Origin of the sequence: Atribacter laminatus (assembly GCF_015775515.1) — a bacterium.
In the GTDB taxonomy this organism is placed as follows: Bacteria; Atribacterota; Atribacteria; order Atribacterales; family Atribacteraceae; genus Atribacter; species Atribacter laminatus.
Genome location: NZ_CP065383.1, coordinates 472,623 through 493,755, shown reverse-complemented (window position 1 = coordinate 493,755; position 21,133 = coordinate 472,623). Strand labels below are relative to the sequence as shown.

14 protein-coding genes are annotated in these 21,133 nt (G+C 40.8%); 11 read left to right on the top strand and 3 right to left on the bottom strand.

Annotated features, from left to right (window positions below):
• Positions 1 to 13: 13 nt before the first annotated feature.
• A complete protein-coding gene (locus tag RT761_RS02420; RefSeq protein WP_218112498.1) occupies positions 14 to 1,558 on the top strand; it encodes an MBL fold metallo-hydrolase in 1,545 nt (514 codons plus the stop codon).
• Positions 1,559 to 2,704: 1,146 nt separating this feature from the next.
• On the opposite strand, the gene RT761_RS02415 is transcribed toward RT761_RS02420, so the two are convergent.
• Positions 2,705 to 4,348, bottom strand: a complete 1,644-nt coding sequence (locus RT761_RS02415; RefSeq protein WP_218112497.1) for a nucleoside kinase — start codon at positions 4,346 to 4,348, stop codon at positions 2,705 to 2,707.
• Positions 4,349 to 5,061: 713 nt separating this feature from the next.
• Here RT761_RS02415 and udp point away from each other — a divergent pair.
• From udp to RT761_RS02400, 3 genes are all read left to right on the top strand, one after another.
• Complete coding sequence (gene udp / locus RT761_RS02410; protein WP_218112496.1) at positions 5,062 to 5,841, top strand: uridine phosphorylase; 780 nt, start codon at positions 5,062 to 5,064, stop codon at positions 5,839 to 5,841.
• 830 nt (positions 5,842 to 6,671) lie between these two features.
• A protein-coding gene (locus RT761_RS02405; RefSeq protein WP_218112495.1) for an IS3 family transposase occupies positions 6,672 to 7,846 on the top strand; the annotation gives its coding sequence in 2 pieces (ribosomal slippage) (positions 6,672 to 6,951 and positions 6,951 to 7,846; 1,176 coding nt in all).
• 409 nt (positions 7,847 to 8,255) lie between these two features.
• The gene (locus tag RT761_RS02400) at positions 8,256 to 8,906 is read left to right on the top strand and encodes a hypothetical protein (RefSeq protein ID WP_218112494.1); all 651 of its coding nucleotides are present in this window, start codon (positions 8,256 to 8,258) and stop codon (positions 8,904 to 8,906) included.
• A 346-nt stretch (positions 8,907 to 9,252) separates the two neighbouring features.
• Here RT761_RS02400 and RT761_RS02395 read toward each other — a convergent pair whose 3' ends face one another.
• Positions 9,253 to 10,419 carry an IS481 family transposase gene (locus tag RT761_RS02395; protein WP_218110800.1) on the bottom strand — a complete coding sequence of 389 codons (1,167 nt, stop codon included), beginning with the start codon at positions 10,417 to 10,419 and terminating at the stop codon, positions 9,253 to 9,255.
• A gap of 413 nt (positions 10,420 to 10,832) precedes the next feature.
• On the opposite strand from RT761_RS02395, the gene RT761_RS02390 reads away from it, so the two are divergent.
• The 3 genes from RT761_RS02390 (at position 10,833) to RT761_RS02380 (ending at position 15,238) form a co-directional block, all read left to right on the top strand.
• Positions 10,833 to 12,848, top strand: coding sequence for an ATP-dependent helicase (locus RT761_RS02390; RefSeq protein WP_218112493.1), 2,016 nt, complete (start codon positions 10,833 to 10,835; stop codon positions 12,846 to 12,848).
• Between the two features lie 97 nt (positions 12,849 to 12,945).
• Positions 12,946 to 13,140 (top strand): hypothetical protein, encoded by a 195-nt coding sequence (locus RT761_RS02385; RefSeq protein WP_218112492.1) that lies wholly within the window; start codon positions 12,946 to 12,948, stop codon positions 13,138 to 13,140.
• Positions 13,141 to 13,999: 859 nt separating this feature from the next.
• Positions 14,000 to 15,238: an MFS transporter gene (locus tag RT761_RS02380; protein ID WP_218112491.1), complete on the top strand. Its 1,239-nt coding sequence runs from the start codon at positions 14,000 to 14,002 to the stop codon at positions 15,236 to 15,238.
• Between the two features lie 4 nt (positions 15,239 to 15,242).
• Here RT761_RS02380 and RT761_RS02375 read toward each other — a convergent pair whose 3' ends face one another.
• A complete protein-coding gene (locus RT761_RS02375; protein ID WP_218112490.1) occupies positions 15,243 to 16,628 on the bottom strand; it encodes an MATE family efflux transporter in 1,386 nt (461 codons plus the stop codon).
• Between the two features lie 665 nt (positions 16,629 to 17,293).
• Between RT761_RS02375 and metG (RT761_RS02370) the strand changes: the two genes are divergently transcribed.
• The 4 genes from metG (RT761_RS02370) (at position 17,294) to RT761_RS02355 (ending at position 21,105) form a co-directional block, all read left to right on the top strand.
• On the top strand, positions 17,294 to 18,823 hold the full coding sequence (gene metG / locus RT761_RS02370) for a methionine--tRNA ligase (RefSeq protein WP_218112489.1): 1,530 nt from the start codon (positions 17,294 to 17,296) through the stop codon (positions 18,821 to 18,823).
• Between the two features lie 135 nt (positions 18,824 to 18,958).
• A complete protein-coding gene (gene metG / locus RT761_RS02365) occupies positions 18,959 to 19,294 on the top strand; it encodes a methionine--tRNA ligase subunit beta (protein ID WP_218112488.1) in 336 nt (111 codons plus the stop codon).
• Positions 19,291 to 20,070, top strand: coding sequence for a TatD family hydrolase (locus tag RT761_RS02360; RefSeq protein ID WP_218112487.1), 780 nt, complete (start codon positions 19,291 to 19,293; stop codon positions 20,068 to 20,070). The genes metG (RT761_RS02365) and RT761_RS02360 overlap by 4 nt, the downstream gene beginning before the upstream one ends.
• A 543-nt stretch (positions 20,071 to 20,613) precedes the next feature.
• On the top strand, positions 20,614 to 21,105 hold the full coding sequence (locus tag RT761_RS02355; protein ID WP_218112486.1) for a bifunctional nuclease family protein: 492 nt from the start codon (positions 20,614 to 20,616) through the stop codon (positions 21,103 to 21,105).
• Positions 21,106 to 21,133 lie beyond the last annotated feature (28 nt).

Sequence of the window (21,133 nt, the reverse complement as noted above, 5' to 3'; positions counted from 1 at the left end):
CGGGGAGGTAAAAATGAGAATTACATTTTTAGGAGCAGCTCGAGAAGTAACCGGTTCCTGTTATCTCATAGAAGGACGGAATAAGCGTTTTTTAGTTGACTGTGGAATGGTGCAGGGAAGCGGTGAAGAGAGAAATGCTGCTTCTTTTCCCTTTGATCCCGGGAACATTGATTTTGTTTTATTAACCCATGCTCATCTTGATCACTCGGGTCGGATTCCATTTCTCTATAAAGATGGATTCCGAGGAAAGATATTTGCCACAGCTCCCACCATTGAGTTGTGCGAAGTTCTCTGGCTCGATATGTATAAAATCATGTTGGAAGAAACCAACCGGACCAATCGAAAAAATCTTCGTGCCGGAAAACCTTCAATAGAACCATTATATACCGAAGAAGATGTTTTGGGAGCTTTAAACCTTTTTGAACCGGTTGGATATGACGAAATTGTACCGGTTGACACTGTTGAATCAGTTTTCAGAAATGCGGCACATATTATTGGTGCAGCAACCATTGAGGTTTGGGTTGATGGTGTTAAACTGGTATTTTCCGGAGACTTAGGACCCTTCTATAACGTAATGGAGGGATCGCCTCCAATTATAGATGAAGCGGATTATGTCATTTTAGAATCAACCTACGGAAATCGCCGGCATAAAACTCTGGAAGAAACTCGGGAAGAGTTTGAAAATGCCATTCGAGAAGCTCTTAAATCTGGGGGGAAGGTTCTCATTCCTTCTTTTGTTGTTGACCGTGCCCAGAGGTTAATTTATGAGCTTTCTCTGCTAAAAAATAAAATGAAGTTCGATTTCCCGATTTTTTTCGATAGTCCGATGGGAAGCAAAGCGACTGAAATTTATCAAAAATATTTGGGATTAATGGCAGGAGAGATCCAAAAACAAATTTTTCAAGGCCATGATCCTTTTGTTCTTCCTGGAATGAGTTATGTCAGTTCACCCGATGAATCGAGAGCAATCAACCAGATCGAAAAAGCCATTGTAATTGCTGGTAGTGGAATGTGCACTGGAGGAAGAATAATTCATCACCTCAAGCACGGCTTGTGGAAGCCTAATACCGATTTAATTTTTGTTGGCTATCAGGCACAAGGAACTTTAGGCCGACTGTTAGTTGATGGTATAAAAAAGGTCAAGCTATTTGGTGAGGAAATTAGCGTAAAGGCTAAAATTAATACGATTAATGGATTTTCAGCCCATGCTGACCAGGATGATCTGCTGAAATGGTCGGATTATTTCCAATCGAATCCCACCTTCGTTGTTACCCACGGTGAAGAAGAAATCGCTGAAACTTTTGGACGTATTCTTGAAAAACGGGGTAGAGCGGTTGTGGTTCCTCAGTTAGGTGATTCGATTGAGCTGGTGAAAAAAGAGAAAAAAGTTTGTGTTTCGGAAGCACCGGCAGTGGAAAGTTCGGTGATTCAAGAGATCAGCTCAAAGGTTAAATCCCTTCAAGAGAAGAAAGTTTATATTGGGACCGATGGCGACCATTTACTTCATTCAGCTTTGCTGTTAATTGAAGAAGCGGAGAAAGCGGTGATGAAGGAGTAGTGAGTTAAATAGATTCTGTGTATGTGGAAAATAAGCCAGCATTAAATAAAAATCAAACGGAATCAATGAATCGACCTTTTTCTATCCTGAAAATACCATCTTATAAATTCCCCCATTGAGGGGGGATAAAGGGGGGTGTGCCTTTAATCGGTCATCCTCATGCGGGAAAGCACCGCTCAGGATGACACATCATTATGATTCCTTCTCCCTTGATGGGAGAAGGTCAGGATGAGGGTGAAAGCCCATGATTCGACATGCCATGGCATGTCGCTACATTAAATAAAGACCGGACACAAGAAATTGTCGCCCCTACATTATTTAATTCTTTTGTAAAGGCTTGATTTATCATGCCCGTCGATAGATTTATGAAATGGGATTTATGCTACTTTTACAATGCCAGGAAACAATGAAAACACTAGTTTTGGAATCAATTACCCCCTTTAGAAAAGGGGGGAAGGGGGATTTGAATTATTGGTAACGAATCGAATCCCGAACCATCTCACTTTAGCTAAAGGGAAAGAAAAAAGAATAAAGATATAAATCATGAGATTGCCACGTCACTTCGTTCCTCGCAATGACGGAGCAGGTGGATGAGATTGCCACGTCACTTCGTTCCTCGCAATGACGGATTTAGATTCCTTCTCCCTTCAGATAAAGGGAGAAGGAATAATAAAAAAAGAATTGAAAGATGAGATCCTCACGCGGGAAAGCACCGCTCAGGATGACACATCATTATGATTCCTTCTCCCTTGATGGGAGAAGGTCAGGATGAGGGTGAAAACTTAGGATGTAGATCCAAGCTTGATGCTCTAAGACAAAGATTGAGGAAAGTAGAAGAGCCCCCTCACCTTAATCCTCTCCCACCAGGGGAGAGGAAAGAAAAAGGAAAAGACCTCTCCCACCAGGGGAGAGGAAAGAAAGGAAAATGGGAGAAGGCGAGGATGAGGGTGAAAACCCATGATTCGACATGCCATGGCATGTCGCTACATTAAACGGATGAAAGAAGTGCCGAGGAGGCGAAAAAAACAAAAAATTGGAGAGAGTAAGAATGAGGGTGAAATTTTTACGGTTCACGGTTCACGGCTCACTCTTCACGTTTTTTGGCATTGATATTGACATATAGTTGCACTTCTTGTAATGACACTCTTAGGCTCCGATGAATTCTCGCAAGATTGAATTGGATGGTACAAAAGAAGATTGAAGCGGGATGAAGTGGCTTAAAAAGGCGTAAAGTCGATACGCCTCTAAGTAAGTTTCATTTTCAGGAGTGATTGCCCGGAGAAGCGGTTCGGCATATTGGCGTAAAATACTTAATTCATAAATCAGGGATGAATTGAAAAAAATATCGGCATCTTCTTGAAAAGGAAAGATGTATTTTTCTTCTCCGGCACGGACGTGCAGCCAGGTTTTAAAGACTTCTTCAGTAGTACTCCCTCGAAATTGGCTGTCTCTCACCAGGCGGCGAATAAGCCGACAATCGGTGGTTGACATTCGGTTGTGATTGTCAATATTGAGCTGGGTGATGGCACTGGCGTAAATCTTGAATTGTCTTTCCTCGGGTATGTTTTTACTAAGCAAGGGATTGAGGGCATGTAGTCCTTCAATGATGATAATCCCATCATGACCCAACTGCATTTTGGCTCCCATTGGTTCCCGGCTTCCGGTGATAAAGTTGTATCGAGGAATTTCAACTTCCTTTCCATCGATGAGTTCTTCAATTTGTTGTTCAAAAAGCTCGAGGTCAAGAGCTTCCGGGCGCTCATAGTATTGATTGTCCCAGGTTTTTACATCTTTTCTGGAGATAAAGTAATCATCAAGAGAAATGGTCTCCGGTTTCCAGCCATTCACTCTTAATTGGATGTACAAACGCCGGGCAAAAGTAGTTTTTCCCGAGGAGGAGGGACCAGCGATAAAGACTATCTTCAAGCTCCCTCTTCTTTGAGTGATGAGGTCGGCGATTTGGGCGATTTTTTTCTCATGAAAAGCCTCGGTCATCGAGACAATTTCTCGACCTTCACCATGAGCGATAGATTGGTTCAAATCTCCCACATTTTTTATCTCCATGATTTTTGCCCACTGACCGGCTTCCTGGAAAGTGGTAAATAATTTGGGATGAAAAACATAGGTGGGAAGTCGCTCGGGATCGGTTACCCGAGGATATTGAAGAAAAAAGCCGGGTGGAACCATAACAAATCCAAAGTTATTTATATAACCGGTTGAAGGGCAAAGAGGTCCATAAAAATAATCATAATATTTATCCAGACGGTAAAGAGTTATTGCTGTTATTCGCCAATAGCGGAAAAGTCGATTAAGGTCTTCTCGATTTTGATGATCAAAAATACTGATAGCTTTATCCCAATCGACTATTTCTCTTTCAAATGAGATATTGGATTGAGCTAATTCTTGCATTTTTTGATTGATATTATCTAAGTGTTCGGTCGTTAAATTTCCAACTCCTGATATTTCACAAAATAAACCATCACTCATCGAATGAAGGACATGAAGCTGGGCTTTAGGATAGAGGATGTGAATACTATAACTGAGCATAAAGAGCAAACTACGAATATAGGTGCGATGTCCCTCGGGTTGGAAGAAATCCAAGAAGCATATTTCACTGGATTTATCAACTTTGGTGTTGAGGTCAACTATTTCTCCATTCAAGCGAGCTGCCATAAAGTTTTGGTAAGTGTCAGGAAAAGAATTGCGGGCGATTTCGAGAATAGTCATGCCCGGGGTGATATTTAGTTTTTGCTGATTGTTGATAGTAACCGAACACGAGGATGCTTTCATCTCGATCACCGCCAAATATAAAATTTCTTCTGATTGATTATTATTGTACTCAGACTTGACTGCTCTGTAAAATCTGGTTAATAGGAACGTCACAAATGCTGGATTTGTGTTATTGCCAGAAGGTAAAATAACTATCTAATACTGTCATTGCGAGGAATCTAATCGTTTTTTGATTAGATGACGTGGCAATCTCATTTAGTAGAATCAGTGATTCGTGAGAAGTGAGGCGTGAGCCGGATAAAAGAAACAGCAATTGGTGATAAGAGCGACAATCTGGTGTTTCTTTTTCTATAAACCTAAAGATTTCTTCCTTAAAGATTATGAATTAAAAAAAATTAAAGGATGAGATCCTCACGCCCTCAAAAAGCCAGGGCTCAGGATGACCGATTAAATGCACACCCCCCTAACCCCCCTCAATGGGGGAATTTATTTTATGATATTTTTAGGATAGGATAAATCCTCATGCCACTTAGTAGTACTAGAAAGGAATGAAAACCCATGATTCGACATGCCATGGCATGTCGCTACGTTAAATAAAGACCGGGTGCAATAAATTGTCGCCCCTACATAAAAATATCCTTTGGTAGGGGCTTGATTTATCATGCCCGTGGGTTTTCTTTTAGTAGATTATTTTGAATATCTACTGTCTCCTTTCGTTTTGTGTTAGGATATGATGGAATCGGGTGAATTTTTTTGGTAAGGGGAGGCAGCGAATGAAGTATTATGCTTATCATCTCTCAATGGCAGAAGACGACCTTCGGGGAGCTACGATTGCACTTATCCCTGGAGCACCAGAGAGGGTCGTAACCATTGCCCAAGAATTTGGTTCTTACCAAGAAATCGCTTTCCATCGTGAATACCGAAGTGTTATCGCTGATGATGGGAAGGATAGAATATTAGTGGTATCTTCTGGTATTGGAGGTCCTTCACTGGCTATTGCTATTGAAGAGTTAGCGCGGCTGGGAATTCAAACTTTTATTCGAGTGGGAACTTCTGGAGCAATTCAGGATTTTATCCGGGTAGGGGACTTAATCATCAGTGAGGGAGCAGTGAGGATGGATGGTACTTCGGAACATTATGCTCCAATGTCCTTCCCTGCCTGTGCAGATTTTTCTGTTGTTACCGCTCTCAACCAGGCGGCAAAACAATTGGGATATAATTATCATTCTGGCATTACGTGTACTTCGGCAACCTTTTATCCCGGTCAAGAACGGTATGATACCTTTACCCATTATGTTATTCGTTCATTGCAAGGGAGTTTTCAGGAATGGAAGAAATTAGGAATTTTAAATTATGAAATGGAAATTGCCACTCTTTATACCCTTGTACGAGTATTTGGATTAAAAGCAGGTGCTATCTGTGGGGTAATCGTGAATCGGAATCAGAAGGAGGATGTTGATCTGAAAACACTTCAGGAAGTCGAGGAAAGAATGTCTCGGGTTGCAGTGCAAGCAGCAAAAATACTCCTTTCTCAAAGAGATACATCTAATTAATTAGAATCTTTCCTGAAAATATAGTAATGATTAAAAATGACGTCATCCGGATTGGTGCTTTCCCGCGTGAGGATCTCATCTTTTATATTTTAATTTTGGAAAAGATTAAAAAGGATGAGATTCTCACGTCGCAAAATTCGCTCCTCAGAATGACGGGGAGGGTGGATGAGATTGCCACGTCGCAAAGGACGCTCCTCGCAATGACGGATTTAGATAGGTATTTTCATCCTCATGTGGTGCCATGAAAGTGGCATGTAGGTCTATCCTGAGAATACGGAAAAGAATGAAAAGTGATTAAAAAAAAGAAAAAGGCACACCCCCCTGAATCCCCCCTCAATGGGGGAATAAATTGAATAATTCCTCTCTTAAGAGGGGTGCCACTTTGCGACGGGGAGAATGTAAGAGATTGCCACGTCGCATAGGACGCTCCTCGCAATGACGGATTTATATTCCTTCTCCCTTGATGGGAGAAGGTCAGGATGAGGGTGAAAACTTAGGATGTAGATCCAAGCTTGATGCTCTAAGACAAAGATTGAGGAAAGCACAAGGGCCCCCTCACCTTAATCCTCTCCCACCAGGGGAGAGGAAAGAAAAAGGAAAAAACCTCTCCCACGAGGGGAGAGGAAAGCAAGAGAAATGGGAGAGGGTGAGGATGAAGGTGATAACTTAAGATGAAGATTCAAGCTTGGTGCTTTGAGATAAAGATTGAGGAAAGCACAAGAGCCCCCTCACCTTAATCCTCTCCCACGAGGGGAGAGGAAAGTGGTCTTTCCCCGATTTTGTAGAGTCTTGGAGAAGAGAATATAATAAATCGGGGGTGTCAATGAATCATGAATCAAGAAAAAGAACAACGGCGAAAGTATGACAAAGAATTTAAATTAGAAATCCTTCGCTTAGTCAATGAACAAAAAAGACCTATTGCCCACGTTGCTCGAGATTTTGGATTAGGAAAAAATACCATCTATAAATGGAAGAAAGCCTTTGAAGAAGATCCGGTCAATGCTTTTCCTGGAACCGGTCACTTAAAACCAGAAGATGAACAATTCCGACAGTTAAAACGTGACCTAGAACGAGTGACTGAAGAACGAGATATCCTAAAAAAAGCACTTGCCATCTTCTCAAAGACACCAAGATGATTTTCCAATTTATCCATCAGCACCGCTCGCCGTTTTCGGTGGAGAGGATGTGCAACGTTTTGAATGTTTCAGTGAGCGGGTACTATGCGTTTCGAAAAAGAAAAAGATCTAAACGAGAGATCGACAATGAGCAACTATTGGTTGATATCCGAGTGACTTTCCATGCTCACCGGAAACGCTATGGAAGCCCTCGAATTACCCAGTGGCTTAGAAAAGAAAAAGGGTGGTCCTGTAGTAAGAACCGAGTTGCTCGCCTCATGAAACACCATGAGATACGAGCTACAACCCATCGTCGCTATCGGGTCACCACTGATTCGAATCATCAGCATCCAGTTGCTGATAATCGTCTCAATCAAAACTTTCTCGTCGAGTGTTCAAACCAGGTTTGGGTGTCTGATATTACCTATATCCCCACCCAGGAAGGGTGGTTGTATTTAGCCACCATCCTGGATCTGTTTTCTCGGAAAGTGGTTGGGTGGGCAACCAGCCACAGTCTTTCTCATGATTTAGTGTGCATGGCTTTACAGAGAGCCATGCAGAATCGAAAAGCTGGTCCTGGTCTAATTCTTCACTCTGATCGAGGGAGACAGTATGTGAGTTTCGAATTTCAAAATATTCTGACTAAACATGGTTTCCTGCCCAGTATGAGTCGGAAAGGAAACTGCTATGATAATGCTTGTGCTGAATCGTTCTTTAAAACCTTAAAAATGGAATTGGTGTATCATGAACGATACCAGACTCGACAGGAAGCCCATAGCAGTCTCTTTGAATACATTGAACATTTCTATAATCGTGTCCGTCTCCATTCATCTTTAGGATATTTGAGTCCAGAACAGTTTGAAAGGAGAGCTTGTCTTGTTGCTTCTTAGTGCCTCCGCTTTATCGGGGGAAGTCCAAAGTAAGAGAAATGGGAGAGGGTGAGGATGAAGGTGAAAACCAGGATTCGACATGCCATGGCATGTCGCTACGTTATATGAAGATCGGGCCAAGAAATGCAGTGCAGAGAGGGCGATGGGGCGAGGGGGAGAGAAAAATAAAGAAAAAAAAATTAAAGAGTGAGATTCTCACGTCGCAAAATTCGCTCCTCAGAATGACGGGGAGGGTGGATGAGATTGCCACGTCGCATAGGACGCTCCTCGCAATGACGGAGTGAGATAGGTATTTTCAGCCTTATCTGGTGTGTAAATCAGTACGAGGATCTATAATGGATTTTTGGATATAAACAAAAAATGGTTTCTTACTTCTCGTTGATAAATCTTTAAGACTGGGGGCTGTTGAGTGTTTCTTGAAATCTGGTTGAAAAGTTTGAACAATCAATTAGGTTGGTATATTTTCTTCTTTTCTCTTCTTTTTTTAGGGATATTAATTGGTTTCTTTTTTCAGAAACTCAAGAAACTATTTTATGTTATTTCCACTTTTTTGTTCTTTCTCATGGGAGGACAATTGTTGGCTTTTAGCACGAATCCGGTTCGATGGAGCAGGAGTGCAGTTGACCACTGGTTTTTTAATCCCAAGTCAATCATTTTTTGGATAGTCATTGTTCTTGCTCTATTTGTTTCATTTCTTGCAATCTCCTCGAGAAAGGGTGATTATATCGGAAGATTTTTTTCCGGATTTATTGTCGCCATCAATGTGTTTTATGCATTAATCTGGCTATCGGAGTGGGTTGAGATAATTCGTTTTATGCGTTATTTTAGCTTTTTAGGGGTTTTGGTTATTTCCATTATTATAGGAATACTATGCATAAACTGGAAAGGCCTTCTCAGAGCCTTGAGTTCTTTGCTGGGAAGTTCGCTGCTGGTGGTTGCTTTTTGTGAAGTGTTGAAAAGATTGGGGGAAAGTGATACTTTCTTTGGGCAAAGTCCTTTTGTCCTTTTTGTTTTTTTGGTTACTGCTGTTTTGATGGATGCGGTTCAATCGAGAACTTAAGGGAAATTCAATCTATAAATAAAGATGATAGACTGTTATGCGAGGAATTCAACCGTTCTTTGGTTGGACGACGTGAGAATCTCATCCTTTAATTATTTCATAAAAAATACTTCTAAATGAGATTGCCACGTCGCAAAGGACGCTCCTCGCAATGACGGAGTGGTGTAAGAGATTGCCACGTCGCAAAGGACGCTCCTCGCAATGACGGAGTAAGTGGATGAGATTCTCACGCCCTCAAAAAGCGAGGGCTCAGGATGACGCATCATTATAATTCCTTCTCCCTTGATGGGAGTGTACGAACGGGGACATAGGTTACACTTTAGTCTAAGGACATAGGTAACACTTTTTAATCATCTTGAATCTCCGTTGATTCAAAAGTAAGGGTCTTTTTATCAATTATACCAATATCATAGGTAGAGAAACTAACTAACCAGGAATGAGTATAGTCTTTGAATCCGAGAAGTTCACCAGCAAAGACTTTACTGATTCTGATCAGACGGTTGCCATAAAGAGAAATCCGTCCTGAGGAATCGACTTTACGAGTGAGCGTATGATGAGGATATTCACAATCACTTAAGGTTTTTGGATAGGGCCGGTCACTTTTGTGGTACCAGGAAGCTGGGGTTTCTTGGTTGATTGCTTCATGGGGTCGTACGGTGTTATAGATGGTTTTAAAGGTTTCAAAGCGGTCTTGTTGGGTGAAAAGATTGGTGGCTGGTTTTTGACAGGCCTCTTCTTTTAAGGTGCGGTGCATCCGTTCATGACGGCTATTTTGTTCTGGATGTCCCGGATCAATGCGCTCTAAGATGATGCCGAGTTTCACTAACCACACCGAGAGTTGAGTGAGTCCAAAGGGAGAGTGAAGAGAAGCAAAGGGACTCCCGTTATCACTGCGGATCACCTGGGGAAGACCATATGTGGAAAAGCACTCTTTGAAGACCGGAAGGGATTCTTGAATGCTGGGAGAGGAAAGAGCTTCACAGGCAAGGAGATACCGGCTATAGTGATCGGTGATGGTTAAAGGATAACAGTATTTCCGATCTTGGGTTCGAAATTGTCCTTTAAAGTCGACACACCAGATCTCATTGGGTTCATGGCTGGTTCGAAGTTGACTGGTTGGCACACTTCTTCTCAATCGACGAGGGTGTGATCTCACCAGTCCATGGCGAGATAAGATGGCACTGATGGTACTGATTGCTGGAAAGACAATATCGGGATACTGTCTTTCCAAGGCGGGCTTGAGCTTTTTAGCTCCCCAACTGGGATGCTTGAATTTGGTATCCAGAATCATTTGCTCGGTCAGGGCATCAGTTTGACCCGCCAGGTGATGAGGACGTCGGGATTGATCTTTAAGTCCATCCAAACCAAAGGCTTGAAAACGATGAATAAACTTATAGGCGGTTTTTCGAGAGATTCCATATTCTCGACACAAATCTGTCACCTTTTCCTTGTTGAGATAACGATAAATCAATTCTTGTCTGAGATCCACTTTGTGTACCTCCGTCCATGGCATAAGGCATTCCTCCTTATGCCAGTAGTATACAAAGTGTTACCTATGTGTCAGGAACTTTCTGTTACCTATGTGTCCGGATCATACCGGAGAAGGTCAGGATGAGGGTGAAAACTTAGGATGTAGATCCAAGATTGGTGCTTTGAGACAAAGATTGAGGAAAGTACAAGAGCCCCCCTCACCTTAATCCTCTCCCACCGGTGGAGAGGAAAGCAAGAGAAATGGGAGAAGGTCAGGATGAGGGTGAAAACCCAAGATTCGACATGCCATGGCATGTCGCTACAGTAAATAAAGAACGGGCGCAATAAATTGCCGCCCCTACATTTTTTAATTCTTTAGTAGGGGTTTGATTTATCAAGCCCGTTGATGAGTTTATCGAACGGAAATAAATAAGAAAGCTGAGGAATGTTTTTTCTATGGATTTTTCTTCGCATCAACTCGAATCAGTGAATCAATCTTCCACTCATAAATCAAAATATTTCCAAATTGACTACGAGACAGAGTTAAATGAAGAACAGCAAAAGGTCGTGTTTGCTGGTGAGGGTCCTTTGCTGGTTATTGCGGGGGCGGGGAGTGGAAAAACCCGGACCATTACCTATCGGGTTGCCCGTCTTATTGAGCAGGGTGTCAATCCCGAGAATATTTTACTCGCTACATTTACCAATAAAGCTGCTCGAGAAATGCTCCATCGGGTAGAGTGCTTATTGGGTCTTTCATTGAACCGAATGTGGGGAGGGACTTTCCATCATATCGGAAATTTGATTCTCAGACGGGAAGCGAAAAAAGTTGGCTTTGACTTTAATTACACCATTTTGGACCGAGAAGACCAAAAAGATTTGATTGAAACCTGTATTCTTCAATCCGGAGTTGATATCAAAGCTCGCCGTTTTCCTAAGGCTGACGTCGTTATGCAGGTCATCAACCTCTGTAGAAATACCTTGGTATCGATAGAGGACATCATTGATAAGAACTATCCCCAATTTAGAGAATGGGCAGGCAATATAAGCCATATTTTTGCTCTTTACCAGAATCGAAAAAGAGAATTGAACTGCATGGATTTTGATGATTTATTGAGTTATGTTTGGGAGCTTTTTCAACAAGATGAAGCGACCCGACGAAAATATGCTCAAATGTTTCATCACGTACTGGTAGATGAATACCAAGATACCAACCTTATTCAAGCTGAAATTGTCGATTTCTTTGCCAGTGAGTATCGGAATATCTTGGCAGTCGGAGATGACTCGCAGAGTATTTACTCCTTTCGAGGAGCTAATTTTGCCAATATCATGGATTTTCCCAAGAAGTATCCCGATTGTGTCCTCTTTAAGTTAGAGACCAACTATCGGAGCGTCCCACCCATTCTCGATTTGGCCAATCAAGTGATTATAAATAATACGCGACAATATCAAAAAACTTTGAAGGCGGTGAGACAGTCTGGCGAAAAGCCTGTTGTTGTCCCGGCAAGGAACACTTCACAACAAAGTGAATTTGTTGCCACTCAAATTCTAACCATTCGTGACAATGGTTATTCGCTTCGTGATATAGCGGTTTTATACCGAGCTCATTATCAGAGCATGGAACTCCAGATGGAACTCACTCGGCGAGGAATTCCTTTTGAAGTACGCTCTGGTTTACGGTTTTTTGAGCAGGCACATATTAAGGATATTGTTGCTTATTTAAAAGTGATAGCCAATCCCCGAGATGAAATTGCCTGGAAACGGGTTTTAAAAATATATCCCGGGATCGGAAAAGCGACCAGCGAAAAAATATGGGAGTTTTTTAGAGAGTCAGTCGATCCCTTAGGTTTGGTCCAAAAAAGAGAGCTTCCTGAAAATATTTCTCGCGGAGCCCGGGAAGGGTTATTAACTTTGATAGAATTGCTTTCCCAGTTAGAAGAAATAGATTTCCAACCAGGAACCATGATCCAAAAAATTATCCAGGGGAGTTACAGTGAATATTTAACCACCCATTATCCTGATTACCGGGAACGGCTCCAAGATATGGAAGAATTGGCTCATTTTGCATCCCAATATAAGTCTCTGGATGATTTTTTAAGTGAACTGGCACTGTTAGGTAATATGGAAGCAGAAAATATTGTTGATGGTGGACTTCCTGACGAAAAGATTACTCTATCGTCAGTCCACCAAGCAAAGGGTTTGGAGTGGCCGGTAGTGTTTGTTATTTGGCTTTGTGAGGGAGGTTTCCCTTCGGGGAGGAGCATTGAAAAAGAAGAGGATATCGAAGAAGAACGAAGGTTATTTTATGTAGCCTGTACCCGTGCCAAGGATTATCTTTTTCTTTGCTATCCAATCGTAGCTGAAGGAAATCGGGCTCAAACCTCTTTTATACGGAAGCCTTCACGCTTTCTCAAAGAAATTGATACTCGTTCTTATACCAAATGGCTTCTTGATCGTTCAGAAAATCAATGGTAGTCAGTTATAGTGATTCTTAGGATGACCGTTTTCAAAAAGATTGAAAATAACAATAAATAATTATTTTGGTTTTATTTATTGAGTGGAGGAAAATTCTTTGGCTTTTTGGGTAAAAAAAGAAAAAATGACCATTGGTGAATTATTAAAACTGAACGATTTGATAGGTGGCTATGAACTGGGAAGAGATAATATGTTCACCCAATATATCGAGATTGAAGATGAAGTCGATTTAAAGATTAAAAAAAGATTTGGTATGAAAACGCAGAATAAGAGAAATTATCGAAGATATTAAAACAATAATTAGTAAATGGTGGATAGGTCCTCATGTTGCCTTGCAGCACCAGATGAGGATGAAAATATATATTAAGAACCAGTTTCCCCCTTTAGAAAAGGGGGGAAGGGGGATTTGAATTATTGGTAACGAATCGAATCCCGAACCATCTCACTTTAGCTAAAGGGAAAGAAAAAAGAATAAAGATATAAATCATGAGATTGCCACGTCGCTGCGCTCCTCGCAATGACGGATTTAGATTCCTTCTCCCTTCAGATAAAGGGAGAAGGAATAATAAAAAAAGAATTGAAAGATGAGATCCTCACGCGGGAAAGCACCGCTCAGGATGACGCATCATTATGATTCCTTCTCCCTTGATGGGAGAAGGTCAGGATGAGGGTGAAAATCTTGTGTGAGAACCAGGATTGTTATTATTAAAATTAAACTCGATTAAAATTCCAAGCATCCCCCTCACCTTAATCCTCTCCCACCAGGGGAGAGGAAAGAAAAAGGAAAAGACCTCTCCCACCAGGGGAGAGGAAAGAAAGGAAAATGGGAAAATGCGAGGATGAGGGGTAGAAAGCCTAAGATTCGACATGCCATGGCATGTCGCTACATTAATCGGGTGTAATAAATTGTCGCCACTAAATTTTATATTCTTTTGTAGGGGCTTGATTTATCATGCCCGTGTGCTTATAGGATAGAGACGTGTAAATTAGGCAAAAGAATTTTATTTTTCATATTTTTATGACTAAAAAGCGGGCTTAATAAATCGAACTTCTCCTGCTTGACTAAAGGTGGGGGGATTAAAATTTATTGTGCCCGTATTTTATTGTTTTTAACCAAATATTTAAAAAATAATGGAAGCAGGCGAACGTGATTGCTTACAAAGAAGGATTACTCTTTTAATTTTGTCGTCGGTTCTCTCGATTATGCATTCTTTAGTTTAGGCACAGCGGTGGCATCCATAACTACATTACTTCCTTTGTTTGCCAGGAATCTTGGTGCAACCAATGTCGAAATCGGCTTAATACCTGCTCTTTATTATTTAGGACTTTCGATTCCTTCACTCTTTAATGGTTTGTATTCTTCTCGAATCGATCGAAAGCTGACCTTTATTTTAAAATTTACCCTACTGGAAAGACTTCCCTATTTAGGAATTGCCCTGATTGCCTTTTTTTTAGTTGGCATCAATACCAGTTTCTCGCTCACACTTTTTTTTCTATTTTTAGCTGTTTCTTTTTGTGCCATGGGCATCATTACTCCAGTTTGGATGGAAATGGTCGGCAAGGTGATCGATCCTTTACGAAAAGGAGCCTATTTTGCAGTTGGGAATGGGGTTGGAGCTTTGATGGGAATTTGGGGCTCCCGTTTGGCGGAAAAATTTATTGTTCAATATCCGTTCGCTAAAAATTTTGGGTATTGTTTTTTACTTACTATTGGTGCCATGTTGATATCTTATTTATTTTTAGCTCTCACTCGGGAAGAAAAAGAAAAATTGCTTAAAGCTCCATCGAACTATTTAAAGTCTCTTTTTAACATCCTTAAAAAGGATCGAAATTTTAGAGGTTTTTCTGTGGGGAGGATTTTTTTAGCCATGGGAGTCATGGGTGGATCCTTTTATACCGTCCATGCCTTGGAAAACCTTCAGGCTACCGGGGCTATAATTGCCAGGTATAACGCAGTTTTTTTAGCTTCTCAGGCTTTGAGTAATTTTATTTGGGGACCACTGGGTGACCGAAAAGGTCATAAATTCGTCTTGCTTTTAGGGGGTATCTCTTTACTAGCCAGCAATTTAGTGGCGATTACCGTGAAAAGCTCTGCGAGTTTCTATTTAGCTTTTGCTCTTTTTGGTATTTACTGGAGTGCTATATGGGTGGGAGGTATTGCCATTATTATTGATTTTGGCAGTAAAGAACTAAAGAGCATGTATATTGGTTTGGGTTATTTTATTTCAACTTTTCCTTCTTTTTTCACCCCGATCATTGGTGGGAAAATAGCTGATTTTTATGGATATCAAAGGGTATTTTGGGTTTCGTTGATCATTAACCTCATTGCTTTTGTTCTCTTGTTGGGGGTTAAGGAACCCCGAGTTTTTAAAGAATCTGAATTGGATTAAATCTTCAAGATTTTTCACTTCCATAGAAGGAATTAACGATAATTTTATTTTTCCATTTTCCAGTTCGAAAATATCCATAAGCCAGTAAAAATCCAGCTAAAGGACCAATGGCAAAACCAATCCAGACCCCATTGATTCCTAATAAATGGTTCATAGAAAGAATTTTTGCTATAGGGATTCGAATAACCCAGAGTGAGAGAAGGGTGTTGATCATGGTTTGCATGGTATCCCCGGCTCCCCGGAGAAAACCATTATAAGCAAACATTGCTGAAAAGGGGATGTAAGTAAAAGCGACTATTCGCAGGTAGGAGACACCGATTCGAATAACCTCAGAATCAGTGGTGAAAATTTTTAATAATGTATCAGCAAAGAAGTATACAATTATTGAAACAGGTATTGCAAAAAGAACTGAAATAATAGCTCCCCAGCGTGCCACTTCTTTGGCTCGGGTAAAATCTCTTGCTCCCAAATTTTGACCAGCCATTGATGAGATAGCCAAACTGAAAGTCATTGCCGGAAGAAAGGAGAAATTATCAGTTCTGGTCGCCGCTCCGTAAGCAGCAACTACTTTATCTCCAAAGCCATTTACAAAAGCGGTTAAGACCAAGAAGCCAAGAGAGACAAAAGTTTGTTGAGCTCCAGCAGGCAAGCCGATTTTAAGCATTACCTTTATGAGCTCAATTTTTGGGGAAAGGAAATCCCGAGTAAAATGGAAAAGGTTCATTCGATAAATATAAAAAATACCGAGAAGTCCGGAGAATGCTTGAGCGATAACAGTTGCCAAGGATGCACCGGCAACTCCCATTTTAGGAAAAGGCGGAATTCCAATGATAAAGAATGGATCGAGTATGATATTGATGATGGTTGAATAGACCAGAAGAAGGAGAGGGGTCTTTGAATCGCCTAAACCTCTTAAAATTCCTCCAATGGTATTGTAAAGAAATATAAAAATTAATCCCCAAAAATATACATAGAGATAGGATGAAGCCAGGGGCAAGATAGTGTCCGGGGTTTGGATAGCCTCTAATATGCCTTGGTGGAATAAGAGGCCAAAAACGGTCAGAATAACACCAATGGCAGTGAAAAGCGTCAACGAAGTTCCAATGGTATTTTTCAGTTCAAGGTGTTTTTTTGCTCCCAAATATTGGGCAACCATGATATTGACTGCCATACCTAAACCAAGTACGAAAGCAATCATGACAAAAGCCACCGGATGGCTTACCGAGACCGCACCCAATGCCTCTGGACCAAGAAAACGACCAACCCATATGCTATCAACAGTGGTGTAAAAGGTTTGCAAGATATTTCCTAAGAGCATAGGGATTGAGAAGGAAATTAATTGTTTAGGGATATTTCCGCTGGTAAAATCAGTTTGATGACCCACTTTCATGAGCAACCTCGCTATATTACGTAAAAAGCCTAATTAAATATATATCTTGATGAATATGAGCCTATTTATTCTAATCGAGAATAAGTTGAAAAACCAGTGAAGTTTGGATATACTGCATTCAAAATCTTTATCCTGATAATAGCGTGAGAAGCGAGGCGTGAATAGTAAAATTTCACCCTCATCCTCGCCTTCTCCCATCAAGGGAGAAGGAAAAAAACGATGAGATTGCCACGTCGCTGCGCTCCTCGCAATGACGGAGCGGGTTGATGAGATTGCCACGTCGCACAAGACGCTCCTCGCAATGACGGTTTTAGATAGGTATTTTCATCCTCATCTGGTGCTGCGAAGCAGCATGGTGGTCTATCCTGAAAATATAGTAATGGGTAAACAGTGATAAAAAAAATGAGAAGGGCACACCCCCCCCCTGAATCCCCCCTCAATGGGGGAATGAATTGAATAATTCCCCTCCTTGGAGGGGTGGAGTACAAACGGAGTGGATGAGAGTCTCACGTTGTCCGGTAAAAACAACGGACTTCTTAGAATAAAGGATAAGTAAAATTGTCTTTTGGTTGAAAAACCGGGCAATCGTTTCAGTTCAAATGGTATAGTGGTTGGCATAGCTACTCTCTTTGCAAGCAAGAATAAGTTCAATTCGGAGGATAAAAATGAACTCGAACAGTTTTTATATAACAACACCGATCTATTACGTCAATGATGTACCTCACATTGGTCATGCTTATACAACCTGTGCCGCTGATATTTTAGCTCGGTATTATCGGTTGTTGGGTGAAAAAGTTTTTTTTGTTACTGGAACCGATGAACACGGGCAAAAAATCGAAAAAGCTGCGGCCGCGCAAAATACCACACCCCAAGCTTTAGTTGATCGAGTTATCCTCCGCTTTCAAGAGCTGTGGAAAAAAATGGAAATTTCCAATGATGATTTTATTCGGACCACTGAATCGAGACATTTAGAGACGGTAAAAGAATTATTTATCGCTCTTCAAAAAAAAGGAGATGTTTACAAGGGAGAATATGAAGGATGGTATTGCGTTCCCTGTGAAACCTTTTGGCCAGAAAATCAGTTGGATGACCGTCTGGTTTGTCCCGATTGTGGACGTCCTCTTGAAAAGGTTCGCGAAGAGAGTTACTTTTTCGCTCTATCACGTTACGAGAAACCATTATTAGATTATTTTGAGTCACATCCTGACTTTGTAATGCCTGAATCCCGTTACAATGAGATCGTTAGTTTTATTAAGAGTGGTTTGAAAGACCAGAGCATTTCCCGGCTTGGTTTGAATTGGGGAATTCCCGTTCCAGGGGATGAAAAACATTCCCTATATGTTTGGTTTGATGCTCTTATTAATTACTTAACCGTTGTTGACTATGGTAAGAATTCCGGAAAATTTGAGCTTTTTTGGCCGTCAGTTCATCATTTGGTAGGGAAGGATATACTTCGTTTTCATTCGGTGCTCTGGCCAGGGATGTTATTGGCAGCAGGGTTATCTTTGCCAAAAAGAATATTTGCCCATGGCTGGTGGACTGTGGATGGTGAAAAGATGTCTAAATCTCGAGGGAATGTAGTTGACCCTCAACTTATGATTGAAAAATACGGTCTTGACCGCTTCCGTTATTTTATTATGAGAGAAGTGAGCTTTGGTCTCGACGGTGATTTTTCCGAAAAAGGTTTGGTGGAACGCACCAACTCGGATTTATCCGATAATTTTGGGAATCTTGTTCATCGAACCTTGAATATGGCCTGGAAATACTTTGACGGAAAAGTTCCTAAACCCGATGGTTCAACTGAGTCAGAATGGGAAAGGCTTATGAAAGAAGTGCTGGAAAACCTGACGTATTATATGGACAAATTTGCTTTTGCTCAGGCTTTGGAGAGCATATGGAAATTGGTCCATTATTGTAACCGCTATATCGAGAAAAAAGCACCTTGGGTTTTGAATAAAGACCAGGATCGAAGAAAAGAACTAAATCAGGTCATGTATTTGTTGTTGGATAGTTGTCGGATATTGGCTCTGATGACCTACCCATTTATGCCTTCAACAGCTATCCAGTTATGGAGTCAATTAGGGTTTAAAACTCCTCTTCCGTCATTGACTTTAAGCCATAAAGTTATTTGGAATCAGAGTCCAAATCTTTTTGAGCTGGAAAAGCCAGTTCCACTCTTCCCAAGAATCTTATGAGCTATTCAAATACGTGATATCAGTGAAATTGAATGATGATATTTTTATCGATTATCGTCCATTCATTACTCATCACAAATTTTGTATTGGATATTATTAAATGAGAATTAAACCAAGAAAGAAGGAGGAATCTATATGCCTCTCCCAGAAATAAACTTAGAGGACTTCCAAAAGATTGATCTACGAGTGGGAGAAATTTTAGCAGTTGAACGATTAGAAGGTACTAATAAACTCCTGGTTCTTCAAGTGAATTTAGGTGATGAGGAAAGAACTTTGGTGGCGGGCCTTGCTCCCTATTATTCTCCGGAAGAAATGGTTGGGAAAAAGATCATCGTTTTGGCCAATTTAAAACCGGCTAACATTCGTGGAATCAAATCCCAAGGCATGTTATTGGCTGCTGATGACGGGCAGGGGACCGTGAGTTTTTTAACTCTTAATCGAGATATGCCACCAGGTAGCAAGGTGAGATGAGTTTTTGGGTTGATACCCATGCCCATTTGGATGGGCGGGAGTTTGATCCCGATCGAAGCGAAGTTATACGAAGAGCAGAAGAGGTTGATGTAAAATGCATTATCAATGCTTCCTCTTCTTTTTCTTCGTGCCATGAATCGCTTCAGATAGCCCGTGATTACTCTTCAGTTTTTGTAGCAATAGGCATACATCCCCAGGAAATCAAAGAATCCCTTCCTGATTTTACTGAGCTGGAAAAGTTAATTTCTCATCCAAAAGTTGTGGCGATTGGTGAAACTGGATTAGATTATTATTGGGATTCTCAATATATTCTCAACCAAAAAAAAGCGCTTCAAATTCATATCGAATTAGCTGAACAAAATCGGCTCCCTTTGGTTCTTCATTCTCGGTCTTCAGATAAAGATCTGATTGAAATTTGCCAAAATTCGGCGAGAAGCATTCCACTCATTTGGCATTGCTTTTCAGGGGATGAAGAAGCTTTTCTCAAAGCCTTAGCAATGGACTTTTATTTTTCTCTGGGAGGTGTTATGACCTTTCCCAATGCTCGTCGTTTAAGAGGGTTCATACCAAGAATTCCTCTCGATCGGCTTCTTTTGGAAACTGATTCGCCCTATCTTGCTCCGCAAAAGAAAAGAGGGAAGCGAAATGAGCCCGCTTATTTAGTTGAAACTGCGAAATTTCTATCCGAATTGTTGGGCATTTCACTGGATAGGTTGCAGGATCAGATCTTCCAAAATATAAAGGACATTTTTGGAGAAAAGTTGAATCAAGGGTGAAGGAAATTCTAGTCGTCATTGCGAGACCTCTTTTTTTGAGGTTGTGGCAATCTCATGAGTCATCTTTTATTATTTGTGGAATTATGTAATTGAAATAAGTTAGATTCTTATAATGTCCGGTAAAAAATGCCGCCCTCCTCAGAATCAAAGAATGGCTAAATGAGATTGCCACGTCGCATAGGACGCTCCTCGCAATGACGGAGCAGGAAAAAATTCAAATCCCCCTAACCCCCTTTGCTAAAGGGGGAAACGATTCTTGGGTAAGTATTTTCATCATCATCTGGTACTGCAAAGCAACATGAGGGTCTATCCTGAAGATACCGGAATACGTGAAAAGTGATTAAAACAAAAAATAAAGGCACCCCCCCCTTAAATCCCCACTCAATGGGGGAATAAATACAACATAAAGAATAAGTTAAACGTTGAGAAAAAACAAAACCATGAAAACCAAACGATGAATACAAACTTTTTTAGAAAGGGGAACGGAAAAAGCTGAAATGAGTTATAATGAAATAGGAGATATTTGAAACAAGGATGTTGCTTATGCTTAAAATGAAAGTTCAAGGGCTCATGTTTGATCAAAAAAATTCCATGGCTGTCGTGGTTCTTATAGATGAGGAAGAAAAAAGAAGCCTTCCTATCTGGATAGGTTTGTTTGAAGCACAAGCAATTTTACTTGGTCTTCAGGAAGTAGATACTCCACGACCGCTTACCCATGATCTCATCTCATCCATTCTTCAAAAACTTGATACCAAATTGGATAAGGTGGTTATCACCAATATTGTCGACAACACTTTTTATGCTTTGTTATATCTTAAATTGAATGAACAAGAAGTTACTGTGGATTCTCGTCCCAGCGATGGTATCGCACTAGCGTTAAAGACTGGTGCGCCAATTTTTATTTCCGAAGAAATTATGAATTCAACCACGGTAGCTATGGGTGATATTGATGATAAAGAAATTGAGGACTTCCGTAAATTTTTAGAAACCTTGAAACCTGAAGACCTTCAAAAATACTTGGGTCAGGATAAGTAAAAAGTCTTTAGGGATCATAGTGTTTTTT